Here is a 21,467-nt window from a genome sequence, read left to right as displayed (position 1 = left end):
TGAAACGCAAAATGCTTGCGGCCGCTCAGGGCGGCATACGGCTGCACACACGCGAAGACCCCGCACTCAGCGTCTCCGCTGATTACGGGGTCCTTGGGCACCTCATATCGGGTGCCCCCGGCAGGATTCGAACCTGCGCACACGGCTCCGGAGGCCGTTGCTCTATCCCCTGAGCTACGGGGGCGTGTCGGTCGCGTTGCTCGCGGCGACGGGTAGAACACTACCAGCTCGGTCGGGGTGTTCATGAACCGGTTTTGGGGGCCCGGCAGGGGCGGTGTCGGGGGGTGTCGATCTTGTTCGTTTCCTCGTGCGGGGCAGAAGTAGGCAAAACCCGGACGCGGTGGCCGGTCCGGACCTACTCTCGGTGTTGTGCCAGGCGCGTCGGGTCGGGTGCTTGTTGTGGACGACAACAAGGTCATCCGGCAGTTGATCAGGGTCAATCTCGAGCTGGAGGGCATCGAGGTCGTGACCGCGGCTGATGGTGCCGAGTGTCTGGATGTCGTTCATCAGGTGCGGCCCGATGTGGTGACGCTTGATGTGGTTATGCCCCGGCTTGACGGGCTTCGGACCGCCGCTCGGTTGCGTTCGGATCCGCGGACTCGTGATCTTCCCCTTGCCATCGTCAGCGCCTGTACGCAGTACGAGGTCGAGAGCGGGCTCGATGTCGGCGTGGACGCGTTCCTCGCCAAGCCCTTCGAGCCTGCCGAACTGGTGCAGCTCGTACGGCAGTTGATCGAGCGCAGGCACGGTGGGGAGCCGAGCACGGAGGGCGACAGCGTCTTCGGGAGTGTCCTCGGTGCGGGGGAGACCGAGCGGGCCGGGCGCGCCGGCGGCTGAAGCCCGGTTCATCCGGCCCCGTCATCCGCCTCTGTGATCCAGTTCCGTGATCCGGCTCCGTCATTCGCCCCGGTCGTCATCAGCTCCGTCGTCCGGCCCCGTCCACATCCCGGACCATCGCCCAAACTGACTCGCCTACCCACCCCCCTCCTCCCCTACGCTTGTCCCGTGACCCCCGTCGAGCTCTCCCGCACCGTGCTGCGCGCGGTCCGTCGCGCTGTCGACGGTGGGGAGCTGAGCGTGGCCGTTCCCGAGCGGGCCGTCGTCACGCGTCCCGGGCCCGGCGGCAGCGGTGACTACGCCACCAACGTGGCCCTCCAACTCGCCCGCCCCGCCGGCCGGCCCTCCGAACAGGTCGCCGAGATTCTGCGGCCCTACCTCCTCGACGCCCCCGGCGTCACGGACGTCACCGTCACCGGGCCCGGCTTCCTCAACATCAGCCTGGGGGACACCGCGTCCGTCGCCCTCGTCGAGGAGATCCTGCGGCGCGGCAAGCGGTACGGACACTCCCGCGGCCCTTCCCCGGACTTCCTGCGGCTGGCCTGTCCGGAGGAGGTGCGTGCCGTCGTCGTGATGGATGCCGTCGCCCGGATCCTGCGGTCCCAGGGCGCCGCCGTTCACACCTGGTGCGCGGCCGAGCCCTCGGCGCAGTGGGTCGATGTCCTGGGCGTACGTGTCGACGGGCATCCCCCGAAGAAGCCGCACGCCCCGCAGCTGCACCTCCCCGTGCGCCCCGTCCCCGCGCCCGTCGACCCCCTCCCGCTCGGCCGCGACGCCGCCCGCTGGGCACTCCTTTACCCCGCCGCCCACGACCGGCCCCGCATCACCGACGAACACCTCGTCCAGCGCGAGAGCAACCCCCTCTTCCGCATCCGCTACACCCACGCCCGCACCCGAGCCCTCAGCCGCAACGCCGCGGACCTGGGATTCGAGGCGGTCCCCGGAGACGTACAGCTCGGCGAGCCCCATGTCGGAGACGCCCACCCGGCAGAGTTCCACCCCGCAGAGCGTCACTCCGGCGAGCCCCGTACAGCAGAGCCCCACCCCGGCGAACCCCGCGACGCACACCGCACCCTCGGCGTCCTCATCACCACCCTCGCCGACCACCCCCGCGTCCTGGCCCAAGCCGCAGCCCACCGCACCCCAGACCGTCTGGCCCGCCACCTCGTCACCGTCGCCGACGCGGCGCTTCCCTTCCTGCCCACCGTCCTCCCGCGCGGCGACGAGAAACCCTCGGCCGCCCACCGTGCCCGGCTCGCGCTCGCCGAAGCCGTCGGGGCGGTGCTGGCCGGCGGCCTGACCCTGCTCGGCATCGACGCACCCGACCACATCTAGAGAGCCAGCCACAGACCATGAGCCGTTCCGCACACCCCGCCGGGCCTCGTCACGCCGACGTCCTTCCCGAGGGCCACTACTCCGCTCCGCCGGCCGACCTCAACACCCTCGACCCGAAGGTCTGGGCGCAGACGGTCGCGCGTGACACCGACGGCGTCGTCACCGTCGGCGGCATCGATGTGAAGACCCTCGCCGAGGAGCACGGCACGCCCGCCTACATCCTCGACGAGGCCGACTTCCGTGCCCGCGCCCGCGCCTGGCGGACCGCCTTCGGGCATGACGCCGACGTCTTCTACGCCGGCAAGGCCTTCCTCTCCCGCGCCGTCGTCCGCTGGCTGCACGAGGAGGGGCTCAACCTCGACGTCTGCTCCGGCGGCGAGCTCGCCACCGCCCTCTCCGCCGGTATGCCCGCCGACCGCATCGCCTTCCACGGCAACAACAAGTCCGTCGACGAGATCACCCGCGCCATCGACGCCGGTGTCGGCCGTATCGTTCTCGACTCCTTCCAGGAGATCGTCCGCGTCGCCCACATCGCCCGGGAGCTCGGCAAGCGGCAGCGCGTCCAGATCCGTATCACCGTCGGCGTGGAAGCACATACGCACGAGTTCATCGCCACCGCCCATGAAGATCAGAAGTTCGGGATCCCGCTCGCCGGCGGACAGGCCGCCGAAGCCGTTCGCCGCGCCCTTCAGCTCGACTCCCTTGATGTCATCGGAATCCACTCCCACATCGGTTCACAGATCTTCGACATGTCCGGATTCGAGGTCGCCGCCCACCGCGTCGTCGGGCTGCTCAAGGACATCCGGGACGAGCACGGCGTCGAGCTGCCCGAGATCGACCTCGGGGGCGGGCTCGGTATCGCCTACACCAGCGACGACGATCCCCGCGAGCCCCACGAGATCGCCAAGGCGCTCACCGAGATCGTCACCCGTGAGTGCGAGTCGGCCAAGCTCCGCACGCCGCGCATCTCCGTCGAGCCCGGGCGCGCCATCGTCGGCCCCACCGCCTTCACGCTCTACGAGGTCGGCACCATCAAGCCCCTCGACGGCCTGCGCACCTACGTCTCCGTCGACGGCGGCATGTCCGACAACATCAGGACCGCCCTGTACGACGCCGAGTACAGCGTCGCCCTCGTCTCCCGCACCTCCGACGCCGAGCCCATGCTGGTGCGCGTCGTCGGCAAGCACTGCGAGAGCGGGGACATCGTGGTCAAGGACGCGTTCCTGCCGGCCGATGTCGCGCCGGGCGACCTCATCGCCGTACCGGCCACGGGCGCGTACTGCCGGTCCATGGCCAGCAACTACAACCACGTGCTGCGGCCCCCGGTCGTCGCCGTCAACGACGGTGCGTCCCGGGTCATCGTCCGGCGTGAGACGGAGGAGGATCTGCTGCGGCTCGACGTCGGGTGAGTCGGGCGAAGGCGGAGCCGGGGAGCGGAAGATCTCCTGTCTTCCGGGCCCGTACACATGAAATAGATATCTCACGATCCGGACGAAGGGTAGAAACTCCCGTCCGGTGAGTGAGACTGGTCCAACCGTAGACGGTATGAGGAAACGAGGTCGGATGATGCGTACGCGTCCGCTGAAGGTGGCGCTGCTGGGCTGTGGAGTGGTCGGCTCAGAGGTGGCGCGCATCATGACGACGCACGCCGACGACCTCGCCGCGCGCATCGGCGCCCCCGTCGAGCTCGCCGGGGTCGCCGTACGACGCCCGTCCAAGGTCCGTGAGGGCATCGACCCGGCCCTCGTGACCACCGACGCGACCGCTCTCGTCAAGCGCGGGGACATCGACGTCATCGTCGAGGTTATCGGCGGTATCGAGCCCGCGCGGACCCTCATCACCACCGCCTTCGAGCACGGCGCCTCCGTCGTCTCCGCCAACAAGGCCCTCCTCGCCCAGGACGGCGCCGCCCTCCACGCGGCGGCGGAGGAGCACGACGCGGACCTCTACTACGAGGCCGCCGTCGCCGGTGCCATCCCGCTGATCCGCCCGCTGCGCGAGTCCCTCGCCGGTGACAAGGTCAACCGGGTGCTGGGCATCGTCAACGGGACGACGAACTTCATCCTCGACAAGATGGACAGCACGGGGGCGGGCTACCAGGAGGCCCTCGACGAGGCCACCGCCCTGGGGTACGCCGAGGCCGACCCGACCGCCGACGTCGAGGGCTTCGACGCCGCCGCGAAGGCCGCCATCCTCGCCGGTATCGCCTTCCACACGCGCGTGCGTCTCGACGACGTCTACCGCGAGGGGATGACCGAGGTCACCGCCGCCGACTTCGCCTCCGCGAAGGAGATGGGCTGCACCATCAAGCTGCTCGCCATCTGTGAGCGGGCCGAGGACGGCGGCTCCGTCACCGCGCGCGTGCACCCCGCCATGATCCCGCTGAGCCACCCGCTCGCGTCCGTGCGCGGCGCCTACAACGCCGTCTTCGTCGAGTCCGACGCGGCCGGCCAGCTGATGTTCTACGGTCCCGGCGCCGGCGGCGCCCCGACCGCCTCCGCAGTCCTCGGCGACCTCGTCGCCGTCTGCCGCAACCGGCTCAATGGCGCGACCGGTCCCGGCGAGTCCGCGTACGCCGCCCTGCCCGTCTCGGGCATGGGCGAGGTCGTCACGCGGTACCACATCAGCCTTGACGTGGCGGACAAACCGGGTGTTCTCGCCCAGGTTGCCACCGTGTTCGCCGAGCACGGGGTTTCGATCGATACGGTTCGCCAGCAGGGCAAGGACGGCGAGGCCTCCCTCGTCGTCGTCACCCACCGGGCCTCCGACGCCGCCCTGAACGGGACCGTCGAGGCGTTGCGCAAGCTCGACACCGTGCGGGGTGTCGCCAGCATCATGCGGGTTGAAGGAGAGTAACCAGCAATGACCCACCAGTGGCGCGGAATCATCGAGGAGTACCGGGACCGGCTGCCCGTCTCCGACAGCACCCCGGTCGTGACGCTCCGTGAGGGCGGCACGCCCCTCGTGCCCGCGCAGGTGCTCTCCGAGCGCACGGGCTGCGAGGTCCACCTCAAGGTGGAGGGCGCCAACCCGACGGGGTCCTTCAAGGACCGCGGTATGACCATGGCCATCACCAGGGCCAAGGAGGAGGGCGCGAAGGCGGTCATCTGCGCCTCCACCGGCAATACGTCGGCCTCCGCCGCCGCGTACGCCGTGCGCGCCGGCATGGTCTCCGCCGTACTCGTTCCGCAGGGAAAGATCGCGATCGGCAAGATGGGCCAGGCGCTCGTCCACGGCGCGAAGATCCTCCAGGTCGACGGCAACTTCGACGACTGCCTCACGCTCGCCCGCGCCCTGAGCGACAACTACCCCGTCGCACTGGTCAATTCGGTCAACCCGGTGCGTATCGAGGGTCAGAAGACCGCCGCCTTCGAGATCGTGGACATGCTCGGCGACGCGCCCGACATCCACGTCCTCCCGGTCGGCAACGCGGGCAACATCACCGCGTACTGGAAGGGCTACAAGGAGTACGCCGCCGACGGCATCGCCGCCAAGACCCCCCGAATGTGGGGTTTCCAGGCCTCCGGCAGTGCCCCGATCGTGCGCGGCGAGGTCGTCAAGGACCCGTCGACCATCGCCACCGCCATCCGCATCGGCAACCCGGCGTCCTGGCAGTACGCGCTCGCCGCGCGCGACGAGTCCGGCGGCCTCATCGACGAGGTGACGGACCGTGAGATCCTGCGCGCCTACCGGCTGTTGGCCGCGCAGGAGGGCGTCTTCGTCGAGCCCGCCTCGGCCGCGTCCGTGGCAGGTCTGCTGAAGGCCGCCGAGCAGGGCCTGGTCGACCCGGGGCAGAAGATCGTCTGCACCGTCACCGGCAACGGCCTCAAGGACCCCGACTGGGCCGTCGCCGGCGCCCCGCAGCCGGTCACCGTCCCGGTCGACGCGGCCACGGCGGCCGACCGCCTCGGCCTCGCATAGCGGGACCATCGGGCGACATCCCCACGACATCCCTATAGGGGGTGCACAGGGGGCTTACGACACGCATCGTGCGCCTCCTGTGCGCCCTATGTCGCCACAGAACCTTCCTTCGATAGGCTGTACTGAACCCGCCCGCCGCATATGCCGCGGTGCCGCGCCGTCGACAGCGGTCTTACAGGGCTCGTCGACAGTGGCCTGAGGGTCTCCCCGTACGTATCGAATGTCATTCGACAATCACGCAGCTCAAGGAGAGTCATCGAGCGATGGCCGGTCCAGCGTTCCGCGCCGCCGCCGTCCGGGTGCGCGTCCCCGCCACCAGCGCCAACCTCGGCCCGGGCTTCGACAGCCTCGGCCTGTCGCTGGGGCTCTATGACGACGTCGTCGTCCGGGTGGCCGACTCAGGGCTGCACATCGACATCGCCGGTGAGGGCAGCGAGACCCTCCCGCGCGACGAGAAGCACCTCCTCGTACGGTCCCTGCGCACCGCCTTCGACCTGCTCGGCGGACAGCCGCGCGGTCTGGAGATCGTGTGCGCCAACCGCATTCCGCACGGCCGCGGCCTGGGTTCCTCCTCCGCCGCCATCTGCGCGGGCATCGTCGCCGCGCGCGCCGTGACCATAGGCGGCGAGTCCAAGCTCGACGACACCGCGCTCCTTGAACTCGCGACCGAGATCGAGGGCCACCCCGACAACGTGGCCCCGTGTCTGCTCGGCGGTTTCACCATCGCCTGGATGGAGTCCGGCGCCGCCCGGGCCATCAGGCTGGAGCCCTCCGATTCCATCGTTCCGGTGGTTTTCGTGCCCGGAAAGCCGGTACTGACGGAGACCGCGCGCGGCCTCCTCCCGCGCACCGTGCCGCATGTCGACGCCGCCGCCAACGCGGGCCGCGCCGCACTGCTCGTCGAGGCCCTCACCAGGAGCCCCGAGCTGCTGCTGCCCGCGACCGAGGACCGGCTGCACCAGGAGTACCGGGCTCCGGCCATGCCGGAGAGCGCCGCGCTCGTCGAGCGCTTGAGGGCGGACGGAGTCCCGGCGGTGATTTCCGGAGCGGGTCCCACCGTTCTCGCACTGGTCGACGAGGCCAGCGCGGACAAGGTGGCCCATCTGGCGGGCGAGGGCTGGGCCGCGAACCGGCTCGCACTCGATGCCCAGGGGGCGAGCGTGCTGCCGCTCGCTTCCAGCAGTGACATCTGAAGCAGTGACATCTGAAGCCGGCGGTTGCCGGATTTGGAGAGGGGGAATGTTTGTTGGATCCGGTAGTGTTAACCTCAAGTCTGCACCCGACCCCACCATGGCGAGGTGCTTCACGTCCCCGTCCGGGACAGACATTCTTCCGGGAGCCTCCCAAGCCGCACTGTGTTTCGTACGACGTACGCGGGCAGTACCTCGTACGCGAGCACTGAGCGACTTGCCGGGCACGCTCCGGAACCGGTGCGACCAAGCCTCGTGACACAGACCGTCGGTGTCACTGCTTTGGGAAGCGCCATCACCAGATTCCTCCGCCGCCCAGGCGGACCACCGCCCCGGCACGGTCCACAAGGATGGGACCGACGTCGGACAGCACAACCGGTCGCCGAGCCAGACAGGCCGACGTCCGCTCCAGGGAAGGACCCTTCGTGAGCGACACCACCGATCTGATGGGCGCACGTGTCGAGGACACCGCTGCCGCGCCCGCCACGGACGCCGCGCCTGCCAGTGGTGCGGGCTCCCGGCGGCGCCGCGGTACCGGCCTCGAGGGCATGGTGCTGGCCGAGCTGCAGCAGGTCGCCTCGGGCCTCAACATCAGGGGCACCGCGCGGATGCGCAAGAGCCAGCTGATCGAGGTCATCAAGGAGGCGCAGGCCGGAGGCGGTGCCGCGGCCCCCAAGGCCGATGCCGCTGCCGAGACCAAGCCCAAGCGCCGCGCCACCTCCAAGGCCCGCACCGGCGAGGCCGCCGAGAAGAAGGCGGAGGCGAAGGCCGAGGCCCCCGCCGACAAGGCTGTGGCCCAGCAGCAGATCGAGATCCCCGGCCAGCCGGCCTCCGACGACGCTCCCGCCGAGCGCCGCCGTCGCCGTGCCACGGCCGACGCCGGCAGCCCCGAGACGGTGGTCGCCGAGGCGAAGAGCGAGCCGAAGGCCGAGACGCCCGCGCAGGCGCAGGGCGAGCCCAAGGGCGACGCCGGTGACGGCGAGGGCCGTGGCCGTCGCGACCGCCGTGACCGCGGCGACCGTGGGGACCGCGGCCGTGACCGCGGCGACCGTCGCAAGGGCGACGAGCAGCAGGGCGGCCAGCGCGGCCAGCAGCAGAGCCAGCAGCAGGGCGGCGGCCGTCAGGACCGCAACGCCGGCCCGCAGGACGACGACGACTTCGACGGCGGCCGCCGTGGCCGTCGCGGCCGCTACCGGGACCGTCGGGGCCGTCGTGGCCGTGACGAGATGGGTGGCGCCGCCGAGCCGCAGCTCGCCGACGACGACGTCCTGATCCCCGTCGCGGGCATCCTGGACATCCTCGACAACTACGCCTTCATCCGTACGTCGGGCTACCTCCCGGGCCCCAACGACGTGTACGTCTCCCTCGCCCAGGTCCGCAAGAACGGCCTGCGCAAGGGCGACCACGTCACCGGTGCGGTCCGTCAGCCGAAGGACGGCGAGCGCCGCGAGAAGTTCAACGCGCTCGTGCGCCTCGACTCCGTCAACGGCATGGCGCCCGAATCCGGGCGCGGGCGGCCGGAGTTCAACAAGCTGACGCCGCTGTACCCGCAGGACCGCCTCCGTCTGGAGACGGACCCGGGCATCCTCACCACCCGCATCATCGACCTCGTCGCGCCGATCGGTAAGGGCCAGCGCGGTCTGATCGTGGCCCCGCCGAAGACCGGCAAGACCATGATCATGCAGGCGATCGCCAACGCGATCACGCACAACAACCCCGAGTGCCACCTGATGGTCGTCCTGGTCGACGAGCGTCCGGAAGAGGTCACCGACATGCAGCGGTCGGTGAAGGGCGAGGTCATCTCCTCGACCTTCGACCGCCCGGCCGAGGACCACACCACGGTCGCCGAGCTCGCCATCGAGCGCGCCAAGCGTCTGGTGGAGCTGGGCCACGACGTGGTCGTGCTGCTCGACTCGATCACGCGTCTGGGCCGTGCGTACAACCTCGCCGCGCCCGCCTCCGGCCGCATCCTGTCCGGTGGTGTCGACTCGACCGCCCTGTACCCGCCGAAGCGCTTCTTCGGTGCGGCCCGCAACATCGAGGACGGCGGCTCGCTGACCATCCTCGCCACCGCCCTGGTGGACACCGGGTCCCGCATGGACGAGGTCATCTTCGAGGAGTTCAAGGGCACCGGCAACGCCGAGCTCAAGCTCGACCGCAAGCTCGCCGACAAGCGGATCTTCCCGGCGGTGGACGTGGACGCGTCCGGTACCCGTAAGGAAGAGATCCTGCTCGCCAGCGACGAGCTCGCCATCGTCTGGAAGCTGCGCCGGGTGCTGCACGCGCTCGACCAGCAGCAGGCGGTCGAACTGCTCCTCGACAAGATGAAGCAGACGAAGTCGAACGCCGAGTTCCTGATGCAGATCCAGAAGACGACGCCGACGCCCGGTAACGGTGACTGACGCGAGTTTTCCTGAGAGGGCCACCCTTGTGGAAAGGGTGGCCCTCTCTGTTGTCAGGGTGGCCCGCTTGGCTGTCAGCGGGGCGGTGTACGATCTCGCTCTTCGGTCGCTTTTTCGACCACTGAACTTCTGATCCCGAGGGGGGACTTGAGTGGGTACAGCCATGTCCGGGGGCGGGCGGCACAGACGGCGGTTGAGGATCGGGCTGCCGGTCGCCGCGGCCGGGATAGCCGCCGCTGTCGCGGCCGCGCTCGTCACCACGTCGGCCGGGGCGGCCACGGCGTCCGAGCGGACGCTCAAGACGCCCGCCATCAGCACGGTGTCGCAGGCCGAGCTTCAGGCCCGGGTCGCGGGGGGTCTCGCCGGTGGTGACATCGCGGGGCAGACGACCTCGAAGTCGTCGCTGAGCTCCAGCACCAGCAGCGGCACCGTCGACGCGAAGATCATCGGCGGTACCACCACGACGATCAGCTCGGCGCCCTGGATGGCTCAGCTCTTCTACCAGGACTCCACCAACAACGTGAACTTCTTCTGCGGCGGCGCCGTCGTCTCGCCGACGAAGATCCTCACGGCCGCGCACTGCGTCAAGGGCTACAACTGGGCCAAGTACGGCGCGGTCGTCACCGGCACCACGACGATGCCCGACGCGGCCGGCAACACCAACGGCACGGTCACCGGTGCGGTGCGCCAGTGGAGCCACCCGTCGTACAGCTCGCGGACCATCGACAACGACATCGCCGTCATCACCCTGAACCACCCGGTCAAGGCGACGCCGATCCGTATGACGACGTCCACCGACACCACCTCGTACAAGGCCGGGACCAGTGCGAAGGTCTACGGCTGGGGCCGTACCACCTCCACCACCGAGGACGTCTCCGACACCCTGAAGACGGCCACGCTGCCGATCCAGTCGGACGCCACGTGCGCCGGCTACTACGGTGCCGACTTCATCAAGGGCCACATGGTCTGCGCCGGCACCCCGGCCACCGGCAGCGACACGGGCACGACGTCCGCCTGCAACGGTGACTCCGGTGGTCCGCTCGTCGTGGGCGGCCGCATCGTGGGTGTCGTCTCGTGGGGTGTCGTGGACTGTGTCGAGAAGGGCTCCTACAGCGTCTTCTCGAAGGTCAGCACCTACCTCGGCGCCGCTTACGCGCAGGTCGAGGACGCCAACCTGAGCTACACGGACGCCAAGGCCGACCTGTTCGTGCGCAAGTCGTCGACGAAGGAGGCCTTCGAGAAGGACTCCAAGGGCACCTCGTTCGGCGCCCGCCAGTCCCTCGGCGACTGGGGCGGGGTCAACCTCGTCGTCCAGACCGACCTGAACCGGGACAGCGTCCAGGACATCGTGTACCGCCAGAGCTCCACCGGTGACGTCTACTGGCTGCGCTACGTGTGGTCGACTGACTCGTGGTCCGAGAAGAAGATCTTCTCCGGCTGGAAGACCCGCACGCGCATCATCACCCCTGGCGACCTGACCGGCGACTACAAGCCCGACCTGGTCTCCGTGGACTCCGCCGGCAAGGCGTGGCTGTACCCGAGCAACGGCGACGGCACCTTCGCGGCCCGCAAGCAGATCGGTACGGGCACGGGCTGGAACTCGTACAACATGCTGCGCGGCAAGGGTGACTTCAACGGTGACGGCAAGGCCGACCTGATCGCCCGCAACAAGAGCACCGGCGCGATCTACCTGTACAAGGGCACCGGCAAGGCCACCAGCCCCTTCTCCGCCCGCGTGAAGGTCCGCACCTGGAGCAACACGACGTACAACGCCTTCGACGCCATCGGTGACATCACCGGCGACGGCAAGGCCGACTTCCTGGCCCGTACGCCCGGCGGCACGCTCTACCTGTACAAGGGCACCGGCAAGGCCACCAGCGAGATCTTCGCCACAAGGATCTCCGTCGGTACCGATTTCAAGCAGTACGACATCTTCGGATGAAATAGCAGGTGAGCGCGGTACGCCCGCGTTCGACGACTACGCACTGTGCCCACCCGTCCACCGGGTGGGCACAGTGCGTTGTGCAACCCTTTCTCCGGTTTCCCCGTCTGACCCGACGGAGCGACCATGGTGAGGTTCGGGTCGTAACGACCACGTCTGACCCTGAAAGCAGGGGGTAACCGACCGGACGAAGAACGAGGAGCACATGTCCCCCGAGAGCACGCCGGAGTCCGGCATACCGGATGAGACCGGCACCGCAGGCCCGCGCCACCGCGCCAAGGGCCGCCGCCGCAAGACCCGCGGCAAGCGCAAGGGCCTGGTGATCGCGGCCTGGACCGCCGCGGGCATCGTCGTGCTGGGCGGCACCGGCGCCGGCTACCTGTACTTCAAGCTCAACGGCAACATCAAGAGCGTCGACATCGACCAGGCCCTCGGCACCGACCGGCCCACCAAGGTCGACAACGGCTCCGAGAACATCCTCGTCCTGGGCTCCGACACCCGCTCCGGCTCCAACAAGAAGCTCGGCGGCGGCACCGACGACGGCAGCGCCCGCTCGGACACCGCGATGATCGTGCATGTCTACGAGGGCCACAAGAAGGCCAGCGTGGTCTCCGTACCCCGCGACACCCTCGTCGACCGCCCCGAGTGCACCGACACCGACGGCACCGTCCACGACGCCGCGACCGGCGTGATGTTCAACTCCGCGTACTCCACGGGCGGCGCCGCCTGTGCCGTGAAGACCGTCGAGTCGCTCACCGGCATTCGCATGGACCACTATCTGGAGGTCGACTTCTCCGGCTTCCAGAAGCTCATCGACGAGCTCGGCGGCGTCAAGGTCACCACCACCCAGGACATCAGCGACTCCGAGAGCCATCTGAACCTGAAGGCCGGCACCCACACCCTCACCGGCAAGCAGGCCCTCGGCCTGGTCCGCACCCGGCACGGCGTCGGCGACGGCTCCGACCTCGGCCGCATCCAGCTCCAGCAGGCGTTCATCAAGGCGCTGATCAACCAGATCAAGAACGTCGACGTGTTCGGCAACCCGAAGAAGCTGTACGACCTCGCCGACACCGCCACCAAGACCGTCACCACCGACTCCGACCTCGGCTCGGTCAACAAGCTCATGTCCTTCGCCAACGGCCTCAAGGGCATCAGCTCGAAGAACATGACCATGGTGACGATGCCCGTCCAGTACGACCCCGCCGACGGCAACCGCGTCCTCGTGGACAAGGACAAGGCGGCCCTGGTCTGGAAGGCGCTGGAGAACGACCAGGCGATCCCGAAGTCGGCCACCGAAGGCACCGCCACGGGCCAGGCCAAGGGCGTCGTGACCGCGTCGTAGGGGCGTCGAGGGCCGCCGGGAATAGATCACGGCCGCCCCCCGTTTTGGGGGATGCGGCCAGTCCTGGCAGACTGGTACGTCGGCCCCGGTTCACGCCCCCGCAGCCCGCGGACGGCGACCCGGTGCCCTCCCGAAACTAGGAGACACCTTGAAGCGCGACATCCACCCCGAGTACGTCGAGACGCAGGTCAGCTGCACCTGTGGCGCGTCGTTCACCACCCGTAGCACGATCGAGAGCGGCACCATCCGCGCCGAGGTCTGCTCCGAGTGCCACCCGTTCTACACGGGCAAGCAGAAGATCCTCGACACCGGTGGCCGTGTGGCCCGCTTCGAGGCCCGCTTCGGCAAGGCTGCTGCCAAGAAGTAGCGAGCTCCAATTCGCCGGTCCACGGCCGCGCCCTTCACAGGCGCGCCGGGACCGGCGTTTTTGGTCGCCCGCCTTCCCCTTCATCCGCAGTACAGGAGCCCCAAGATGTTCGAGGCCGTCGAGGAACTCGTCGGTGAGCACGCCGACCTGGAGAAGAAGCTCGCCGACCCGTCGGTCTTCGCCGACCAGGCCAACGCGCGCAAGCTGAACAAGCGCTACGCCGAGCTCACCCCGATCGTCGCCACGTACCGCTCCTGGAAGCAGACCGGCGACGACATCGACACGGCGAAGGAACTCGCCGCCGACGATCCCGACTTCGCCGCCGAGGTCAAGGACCTGGAGCGGACGCGCGAGGAGCTGACGGAGAAGCTGCGGCTGCTCCTGGTGCCGCGCGACCCCAGCGACGACAAGGACGTGATCCTGGAGATCAAGGCGGGCGCGGGCGGCGACGAGTCGGCCCTGTTCGCCGGCGACCTCCTGCGCATGTATCTGCGGTACGCCGAGCGCGTCGGCTGGAAGACCGAGATCATCGACGCCACCGAGTCCGAGCTGGGCGGCTACAAGGACGTCCAGGTCGCCGTGAAGACCAAGGGCGGCCAGGGCGCCACCGAGCCCGGACAGGGCGTCTGGGCCCGGCTGAAGTACGAGGGCGGTGTGCACCGCGTGCAGCGCGTGCCGGCGACCGAGTCCCAGGGCCGTATCCACACCTCCGCGGCCGGTGTCCTCGTGACCCCCGAGGCGGAGGAGGTCGACGTCGAGATCAACCCGAACGACCTCCGTATCGACGTGTACCGCTCTTCCGGTCCCGGCGGCCAGTCCGTCAACACGACCGACTCCGCCGTGCGCATCACGCACATTCCCACCGGAGTCGTCGCCTCCTGCCAGAACGAGAAGAGCCAGCTGCAGAACAAGGAGCAGGCCTTGCGTATCCTGCGCTCCAGGCTGCTCGCCGCGGCGCAGGAGGAAGCGGAGAAGAATGCCGCCGACGCCCGCCGCAGCCAGGTCCGCACCGTCGACCGCTCCGAGAAGATCCGTACGTACAACTTCCCGGAGAACCGCATCTCGGACCACCGCGTCGGCTTCAAGGCGTACAACCTGGACCAGGTCCTGGACGGCGACCTCGACGCGATGATCCAGGCCTGCGTCGACGCGGACTCGGCGGCGAAGCTGGCGGCCGCGTAAGAACGTACGACCGAGTACGACACGGAGGACTTGCGTGAACCTGCTGCTCGCAGAGGTGGCCCAGGCCACCCAGCGGCTGGCCGACGCCGGCGTGCCCTCGCCGCGCAACGACGCGGAGGAGCTCGCCGCGTTCGTGCACGGTGTGAAGCGGGGCGCGCTGCACTCCGTGAAGGACGCGGACTTCGACGCCCGGTACTGGGAGGTCATCGCCCGCCGTGAGCAGCGCGAGCCGCTCCAGCACATCACCGGCCTCGCCTACTTCCGCTACCTGGAGCTCCAGGTCGGCCCCGGCGTCTTCGTGCCCCGGCCCGAGACCGAGTCCGTGGTCGGCTGGGCGATAGACGCCGTACGCGCCATGGACGTCGTCGAGCCCTGCATCGTCGACCTGTGCACCGGCTCCGGCGCCATCGCTCTCGCCCTCGCCCAGGAGGTCCCGCGCTCCCGCGTGCACGCCGTGGAGCTGTCCGAGGACGCCCTCCGGTGGACGCGCAAGAACGTCGAGGGGTCCAGGGTCGACCTGCGTCAGGGCAACGCCCTGGACGCCTTCCCGGACCTCGACGGCCAGGTCGACCTGGTCATCTCCAACCCGCCGTACATCCCGCTGACCGAGTGGGAGTACGTCGCTCCCGAGGCGCGGGACTACGATCCCGAACTCGCCCTGTTCTCAGGGGAGGACGGCCTCGACCTGATCCGCGGCCTGGAACGCACCGCCCACCGGCTCCTGCGTCCGGGCGGCGTCGTCGTCATCGAGCACGCCGACACCCAGGGCGGCCAGGTGCCGTGGATCTTCACCGAGGAACGGGGCTGGGCCGACGCGGCCGACCACCCGGACCTCAACAACCGCCCGCGGTTCGCGACGGCCCGCAAGGCGCTGCCGTGACCGTCCCCCAGACTCTCAGCCAGCAGTACGTGTACGAGGAGGCCCGCTAAATGGCACGGCGATACGACACCAACGACGCGACCGACCGCTCGACCGGTCTGCGCGAAGCCGCGTCCGCCGTCCGCCGTGGCGAGCTGGTGGTCCTCCCGACGGACACGGTGTACGGCATCGGCGCCGACGCGTTCTCCTCGGAGGCCGTCCAGGACCTCCTGGAGGCGAAGGGCCGGGGCCGCAACATGCCGACCCCTGTCCTCATCGGCTCCCCGAACACCCTCCACGGTCTGGTCACGGACTTCTCCGAGCGGGCCTGGGAGCTGGTCGACGCGTTCTGGCCGGGCGCGCTGACCCTCGTGGCGAAGCACCAGCCGTCGCTCCAGTGGGACCTGGGGGACACGCGGGGCACGGTGGCCGTCCGTATGCCGCTGCACCCGGTGGCGATCGAGCTGCTGACGGAGGTCGGCCCCATGGCGGTCTCCTCCGCGAACCTGACCGGCCACCCCGCCCCCGAGGACTGTGACGCCGCGCAGGAGATGCTCGGCGACTCGGTCTCGGTGTACCTGGACGGCGGCCCCACCCCCGGCAACGTCCCGTCGTCGATCGTCGACGTGACGCGCGAGGTACCGCTGCTCCTTCGCGCGGGCGCGATCTCCGCGGAGGAGCTGCGGAAGGTCGTACCAGACCTCGAGGTGGCCAATTGACAGCCCCTGAAGCGGGGCGTGGCATAGGCAACGGGGAAAGCGCGGCGGAGATCACGACCACGTTCGTGGGCCTCCCGCGTGACACCTTCCGCATCCTCCACGTCAGCACCGGCAACGTGTGCCGCTCGCCCATCACCGAGCGCCTCACCCGCCATTACGTGCACCAGCGGCTCGGCGTCCTCGGCGGCGGGCTGCTCGTGGAGAGCGCGGGCACCTGGGGTCACGAAGGCGCGCCCATGGAGGCCAACGCGGAGACCGTGCTGGCCGACTTCGGCGCGGACGCGACCGGCTTCACCGGCCGCGAGCTCCTCGACGAACACGTCATCATGGCCGACCTCGTCCTCACCGCCACCCGCGACCACCGCCAGCAGGTCATCTCCATGGGCCACTCGGCGGGCCTGCGCACCTTCACCCTGAAGGAGTTCACCCGCCTGGTCCGCGCGATAGACCCCACCACGCTGCCCCCTCTGGAGGACGGCGTGGTCGCCCGCGCCCGCGCCCTGGTACGCGCGGCGGCGGCTCTACGCGGGTGGCTTCTGGCCCCGACGGCGGAGGCGGACGAGGTGTACGACCCGTACGGGGCACCGCTGACGTTCTTTAGGTCGATCGGGGACGAGATACATCAGGCGGTGGATCCGGTGGTGACGGCGCTGACGGGTGTGCCTGCGCGGATGTGACGCGGGCCGGAGCCGAGTCAGGGATTGGGTTCCGGTGGTCACTGCGCTCACTGGAGTACCTGCGAGGACGTGACGACCGAGCACCCCACGGGTCCCGGGCCTACATTGGACGTACGTCACCGTCGACGCCCCGGAGTCCATCATGTCGGTCACCCATGCCCCCGAGACCGTTGACGCCCTGCGGCGGCAGGACCCCGAGCTAGCGGAGATCCTGCTCGGGGAGCTGGACCGGCAGTCGACGTCGTTGCAGTTGATCGCCGCCGAGAACTTCTCCTCGCCGGCGGTGCTGGCGGCTCTGGGGTCGCCGCTCGCCAACAAGTACGCCGAGGGGTATCCGGGGGCCCGGCATCACGGTGGGTGCGAGATCGTCGATGTCGCCGAGCGGATCGCCGTCGATCGGGCGAAGGCGCTGTTCGGGGCCGAGCACGCCAATGTGCAGGCCCACTCCGGGTCCTCCGCGGTGCTGGCCGCGTACGCCGCGCTGCTGCGGCCGGGGGACACCGTCCTCGCCCTCGGGCTGCCTTACGGCGGGCATCTCACCCACGGCTCGCCCGCCAACTTCTCCGGCCGCTGGTTCGACTTCGTGCCGTACGGGGTGGACGCGGAGACCGGGCTCATCGATTACGAGCAGATGCGCACGCTCGCACGGAATCACCGGCCCAAGGCCATCGTCTGCGGGTCCATCGCCTACCCACGCCACATCGACTACGCCTTCTTCCGCGAGGTCGCCGACGAGGTCGGCGCCTATCTCATCGCCGACGCCGCCCACCCCATCGGGCTCGTCGCCGGGGGAGCCGCGCCCAGCCCGGTGCCGTACGCCGATGTCGTCTGCGCGACCACCCACAAGGTGCTGCGCGGCCCCCGCGGCGGCATGATCCTGTGCGGTGGCGAGCTGGCCGAGCGGGTCGACCGGGCGGTGTTCCCGTTCACGCAGGGCGGCGCGCAGATGCACACCATCGCCGCCAAGGCCGTCGCGTTCGGCGAGGCGGCAACACCGGCCTTCACGGCGTACGCCCATCAGGTGGTCGCCAATGCGAGGGTTCTCGCGGCGGGGCTGGCCGCCGAGGGGCTCGTCGTGACCACGGGCGGTACCGACACCCACCTGGTCACCGCCGACCCCGCCCCGCTCGGCGTCGACGGACGGACGGCCAGAGGGCGGCTCGCGGCGGCCGGGGTCGTCCTCGACTGCTGCGCGCTGCCGCACGCGGACGCCCGGGGCCTGCGGCTGGGCACGGCGGCCACGACCACGCAGGGGATGGGGGAGGCGGAGACGGCGCGGATCGCCGTCCTGCTCGCGGGGGTGCTCCGGGGCGAGAGCGAGGCCCAGAAAGTACGTGAAGAAGTGCGGGAGCTGGTCGGGGGATTTCCGCCGTATCCCGGCTGAGCGGGGGTAACCGCACCCTCGTACACCTGGATGCAACCTGGGCGCACAGCCACACGTGCAACCATCGTCGCTACCCGGAAGTCCCCATCCATATGCGCGCATCGCTAGGGTGTGGGGCTGAGATGGCCAGCGAGACCTGTGGGGAAGCCCGTGCGTGAATACCTGCTGACGCTCTGCATCACGGCCGCGGTGACGTATCTGCTGACAGGGCCGGTACGGAAGTTCGCGATCGTGGCCGGAGCGATGCCGGAGATCAGGGCCCGTGACGTGCACCGGGAACCGACTCCGCGGCTCGGCGGTATCGCCATGTTCTTCGGCCTGTGCGCCGGACTGCTGGTCGCCGACCACCTGACCAACCTCAGTGAGGTCTTCGACAAGTCGAACGAGCCCAGGGCGCTGCTCAGCGGCGCCGCGCTGATCTGGCTGATCGGCGTCCTGGACGACAAGTTCGAGATCGACGCCCTGATCAAGCTGGGCGGCCAGATGATCGCCGCCGGCGTCATGGTCATGCAGGGTCTGACGATCCTGTGGCTGCCGATCCCGAGTGTGGGCAATGTCGCGCTGACCCAGTGGCAGGGCACCCTGCTGACGGTGGCGCTGGTCGTCATCACCATCAACGCGGTCAACTTCGTCGACGGCCTCGACGGCCTCGCCGCGGGCATGGTGTGCATCGCGTCCGCCGCGTTCTTCCTCTACGCCTACCGGGTCTGGGTGTCGTACGGCATCGAGGCCGCCGCCCCCGCGACGCTGTTCTCGGCGATCCTCATGGGCATGTGCCTGGGCTTCCTGCCGCACAACATGCACCCGGCGCGGATCTTCATGGGCGACTCCGGCTCGATGCTCATCGGCCTGGTGCTGGCCGCCGGTGCGATCTCCATCACGGGGCAGGTCGACCCGGACGCGCTGAAGCTGTTCGCGGGGTCCGAGCGCGAGGCCGTGCAGCAGACGGTGCCGGTCTACATCCCGCTGCTGCTGCCGCTGACCATCATCGCGATCCCGGCCGCCGACCTGATCCTCGCCATCGTGCGCCGCACCTGGCGCGGTCAGTCGCCGTTCGCCGCCGACCGCGGGCATCTGCACCACCGGCTCCTGGAAATCGGGCACTCGCACAGCCGCGCGGTGCTGATCATGTACTTCTGGTCGGCGCTGATCGCGTTCGGCGCGCTCGCCTACTCCGTGAACTCGGCGTCGATGTGGATCGTGCTCGGTGTGGTGTTCCTCAGCGCGATCGGGCTGATCCTCCTGCTGCTGCCGCGCTTCACGCCGCGTGCCCCGAAGTGGGCCCAGGCGTTCGTGCCGCCGCGCTACCGCCGCCGCAGGGCCGCCGTGGAACCCGCCCCGGTCGCCCCGGTGTTGGAGGAGGAGCAGGAGCGCACGCCGGTCGCCGTCAGTGTCTCTGGGGTATCCGGCGTCAACGGAGCGACCGCCATCGGCGCCCGTTCGCGCTTCCTGGACAGGCGGAAAGCCGGGTCGTCGCGCTGACGCGGCAAGGTAAGAATCTGACTAGAGCATTGCCAAGTCGTGGGGGAGCAAAGCGCTCCAATACCAGACAAGTTGGCCCTGTTTCCGCACAGACGCGCACGGTCACTCTCATGTGTGACAGCGAGCACACCAACCAGGTAAAGACCTCATCAAATAGTTTGTGATACGGTTCACGAGAACCCCGGGTAGAGCCGAAGGACCGTAGTGCGACGGTCCATTGGTGTGAGGTCCCCTCTCAGTCCGGGACTACGCTCGTCCATGACGACACCCCTTCCCCCTTTGAAAGCGGAGTTGCCGCCATGCCGTCCAACGACGTCCGGATCCTGGCCCAGGCTGCCGTGCCCACGGCTGCCGTCGGCGCGATTGCCGCCGTCGTCAGTGGTGTGGTCGCCGGCGGCAAAGGGGCCATCGGGGCGCTCGTCGCGACAGCGATCGTGATCCTCTTCATGGGGATCGGCCTCTACGTTCTGCAGCGCACTGCCAAATCGCTTCCGCACCTGTTCCAGGCGATGGGTCTGATGCTCTACGCGGCTCAGATCCTGCTGCTGTTCATCTTTGTCGCGGCGTTCAAGAACACGACGCTGTTCCACCCCAAGGCTTTCGCTCTCACGCTCGTCGTCGGCACCCTCACGTGGATCGCCGCACAGACGCGTGCGCACATGAAGTCCAAGATCCTCTACGTCGAACCCGATTCGGGCAACAAGTCCGAAAAGTCCGGGCACTCGTCGTGAGAGGTAGGGGCGGGATAAATGTGCATGAGAGACCCTGCTATCGTCCGGTGCCAACTGCGGCATCGCGGGCGCGGGCATCTGAGCTGACGCCTGCTCAATCGCGAGGCGAGATGCCCCCCAGCCGCCCCCACATCCGTAACACCAGTCCCGTGCCGAATCGCGGCCCCGCGCCGCGCCGACACAACGAGGTTGCCGTACCTATGCGCCACGATGAAGGAGCCCGCGGTGAGTGCTGACCCGACGCAGACGCTCGCTTTCGACACGAGCTGTCACCTGTTCGACGGGTGCGGCTTCCCGGCTCCGGGCCTGCACTCGTTCCTGTTCGAGCCGCTCTGGGGCGACGCCGACGGCAACGGCCTCTACTTCAACAAGCCGATGCTGCTGGCCCTCCTCGGTTCCATCATCATCGTGGGCTTCTTCTGGGCCGCGTTCGCGAAGCCGAAGCTGGTCCCCGGGAAGCTCCAGATGGTCGCCGAGGCCGGCTACGACTTCGTACGCCGCGGCATCGTCTACGAGACGATCGGCAAGAAGGAGGGCGAGAAGTACGTACCGCTCGCCGTCTCGCTGTTCTTCTTCATCTGGATCATGAACCTCTGGTCCATCGTGCCGCTCGCCTCCTTCCCGGTGACCTCGATCATCGCCTACCCGATGGTGCTGGCGGCGGTCGTCTACCTGGTCTGGGTCCCGCTGACGTTCAAGCGTCACGGCTTCGTCGGTGCCTTCAAGAACTTCACCGGCTACGACAAGTCGCTGGGCCCGGTGCTCCCGCTCGCGATGACCATCGAGTTCTTCTCGAACCTGATCGTCCGTCCGTTCACGCACGCGGTGCGACTCTTCGCGAACATGTTCGCCGGTCACACCCTGCTGCTGCTGTTCACGATCGCCAGCTGGTACATGCTCAACGGCATCGGTATCGCCTACTCGGCGGTCTCCTTCGTGATGGTCATCATCATGACGGCCTTCGAGCTCTTCATCCAGGCGGTTCAGGCGTACGTCTTCGTCCTCCTGACCTGCACCTTCATCCAGGGCGCGCTCGCCGAGCACCACTGAGCACCGCCCGCCCCGCAACACCCCCCCCAGAGACATCCGGTGGCCAA

The 21,467-nt window shown here is 69.1% G+C and carries 18 protein-coding genes and 1 tRNA gene; 18 read left to right on the top strand and 1 reads right to left on the bottom strand.

Features of this window, described 5'->3' with window-relative positions; translation table 11 throughout:
- Positions 1-112: 112 nt before the first annotated feature.
- Positions 113-184 (bottom strand) — tRNA-Arg (locus ABZ928_RS35990).
- Between the two features lie 215 nt (positions 185-399).
- Between ABZ928_RS35990 and ABZ928_RS35985 the strand changes: the two genes are divergently transcribed.
- The 18 genes from ABZ928_RS35985 to atpB all read left to right on the top strand — a co-directional run bounded on the left by ABZ928_RS35985 (position 400) and on the right by atpB (position 21,420).
- A complete protein-coding gene (locus ABZ928_RS35985) occupies positions 400-837 on the top strand; it encodes a response regulator (RefSeq protein WP_361528205.1) in 438 nt (145 codons plus the stop codon).
- Positions 838-1,005: 168 nt separating this feature from the next.
- Positions 1,006-2,172 (top strand): ArgS-related anticodon-binding protein NrtL, encoded by a 1,167-nt coding sequence (gene nrtL / locus ABZ928_RS35980; protein WP_361528203.1) that lies wholly within the window; start codon positions 1,006-1,008, stop codon positions 2,170-2,172.
- 17 nt (positions 2,173-2,189) lie between these two features.
- Entirely contained in the window at positions 2,190-3,581 is a 1,392-nt protein-coding gene (lysA, locus tag ABZ928_RS35975; RefSeq protein WP_361528201.1) for a diaminopimelate decarboxylase, read from the top strand.
- A gap of 154 nt (positions 3,582-3,735) precedes the next feature.
- Complete coding sequence (locus tag ABZ928_RS35970; RefSeq protein ID WP_361528199.1) at positions 3,736-5,028, top strand: homoserine dehydrogenase; 1,293 nt, start codon at positions 3,736-3,738, stop codon at positions 5,026-5,028.
- Positions 5,029-5,034: 6 nt separating this feature from the next.
- Positions 5,035-6,093 carry a threonine synthase gene (gene thrC / locus ABZ928_RS35965; RefSeq protein ID WP_361528197.1) on the top strand — a complete coding sequence of 353 codons (1,059 nt, stop codon included), beginning with the start codon at positions 5,035-5,037 and terminating at the stop codon, positions 6,091-6,093.
- Between the two features lie 263 nt (positions 6,094-6,356).
- On the top strand, positions 6,357-7,286 hold the full coding sequence (gene thrB / locus ABZ928_RS35960) for a homoserine kinase (RefSeq protein ID WP_361528195.1): 930 nt from the start codon (positions 6,357-6,359) through the stop codon (positions 7,284-7,286).
- Between the two features lie 422 nt (positions 7,287-7,708).
- The gene (gene rho, locus ABZ928_RS35955) at positions 7,709-9,685 is read left to right on the top strand and encodes a transcription termination factor Rho (RefSeq protein ID WP_361528193.1); all 1,977 of its coding nucleotides are present in this window, start codon (positions 7,709-7,711) and stop codon (positions 9,683-9,685) included.
- Between the two features lie 163 nt (positions 9,686-9,848).
- On the top strand, positions 9,849-11,627 hold the full coding sequence (locus ABZ928_RS35950; RefSeq protein WP_361528519.1) for a trypsin-like serine protease: 1,779 nt from the start codon (positions 9,849-9,851) through the stop codon (positions 11,625-11,627).
- 205 nt (positions 11,628-11,832) lie between these two features.
- Complete coding sequence (locus ABZ928_RS35945) at positions 11,833-12,969, top strand: LCP family protein (RefSeq protein WP_361528191.1); 1,137 nt, start codon at positions 11,833-11,835, stop codon at positions 12,967-12,969.
- Positions 12,970-13,117: 148 nt separating this feature from the next.
- On the top strand, positions 13,118-13,336 hold the full coding sequence (gene rpmE, locus ABZ928_RS35940) for a 50S ribosomal protein L31 (protein ID WP_079311057.1): 219 nt from the start codon (positions 13,118-13,120) through the stop codon (positions 13,334-13,336).
- A gap of 105 nt (positions 13,337-13,441) precedes the next feature.
- The gene (gene prfA, locus ABZ928_RS35935) at positions 13,442-14,518 is read left to right on the top strand and encodes a peptide chain release factor 1 (protein WP_361528189.1); all 1,077 of its coding nucleotides are present in this window, start codon (positions 13,442-13,444) and stop codon (positions 14,516-14,518) included.
- Between the two features lie 34 nt (positions 14,519-14,552).
- Positions 14,553-15,398, top strand: coding sequence for a peptide chain release factor N(5)-glutamine methyltransferase (gene prmC / locus ABZ928_RS35930; protein WP_361528187.1), 846 nt, complete (start codon positions 14,553-14,555; stop codon positions 15,396-15,398).
- Between the two features lie 50 nt (positions 15,399-15,448).
- Positions 15,449-16,096, top strand: coding sequence for an L-threonylcarbamoyladenylate synthase (locus ABZ928_RS35925; protein WP_361528185.1), 648 nt, complete (start codon positions 15,449-15,451; stop codon positions 16,094-16,096).
- On the top strand, positions 16,093-16,773 hold the full coding sequence (locus ABZ928_RS35920; RefSeq protein WP_361528183.1) for a protein-tyrosine-phosphatase: 681 nt from the start codon (positions 16,093-16,095) through the stop codon (positions 16,771-16,773). Before ABZ928_RS35925 ends, ABZ928_RS35920 begins: the two co-directional genes overlap by 4 nt.
- Before the next feature lie 142 nt (positions 16,774-16,915).
- Positions 16,916-18,157: a serine hydroxymethyltransferase gene (gene glyA, locus ABZ928_RS35915; protein ID WP_361528181.1), complete on the top strand. Its 1,242-nt coding sequence runs from the start codon at positions 16,916-16,918 to the stop codon at positions 18,155-18,157.
- Between the two features lie 150 nt (positions 18,158-18,307).
- Positions 18,308-19,639, top strand: coding sequence for an MraY family glycosyltransferase (locus ABZ928_RS35910; RefSeq protein WP_361528179.1), 1,332 nt, complete (start codon positions 18,308-18,310; stop codon positions 19,637-19,639).
- Positions 19,640-19,938: 299 nt separating this feature from the next.
- Positions 19,939-20,370, top strand: a complete 432-nt coding sequence (locus ABZ928_RS35905; protein WP_361528177.1) for a hypothetical protein — start codon at positions 19,939-19,941, stop codon at positions 20,368-20,370.
- Between the two features lie 210 nt (positions 20,371-20,580).
- Positions 20,581-21,420, top strand: a complete 840-nt coding sequence (gene atpB / locus ABZ928_RS35900; RefSeq protein WP_361528175.1) for a F0F1 ATP synthase subunit A — start codon at positions 20,581-20,583, stop codon at positions 21,418-21,420.
- Positions 21,421-21,467: the final 47 nt, after the last annotated feature.

It is taken from the genome of Streptomyces sp. NPDC046909, assembly GCF_040644695.1.
Lineage (GTDB): Bacteria > Actinomycetota > Actinomycetes > Streptomycetales > Streptomycetaceae > Streptomyces.
The sequence above is the reverse complement of the archived record's forward strand: the minus strand, read 5'-3'. Positions and strand labels throughout refer to the sequence as shown.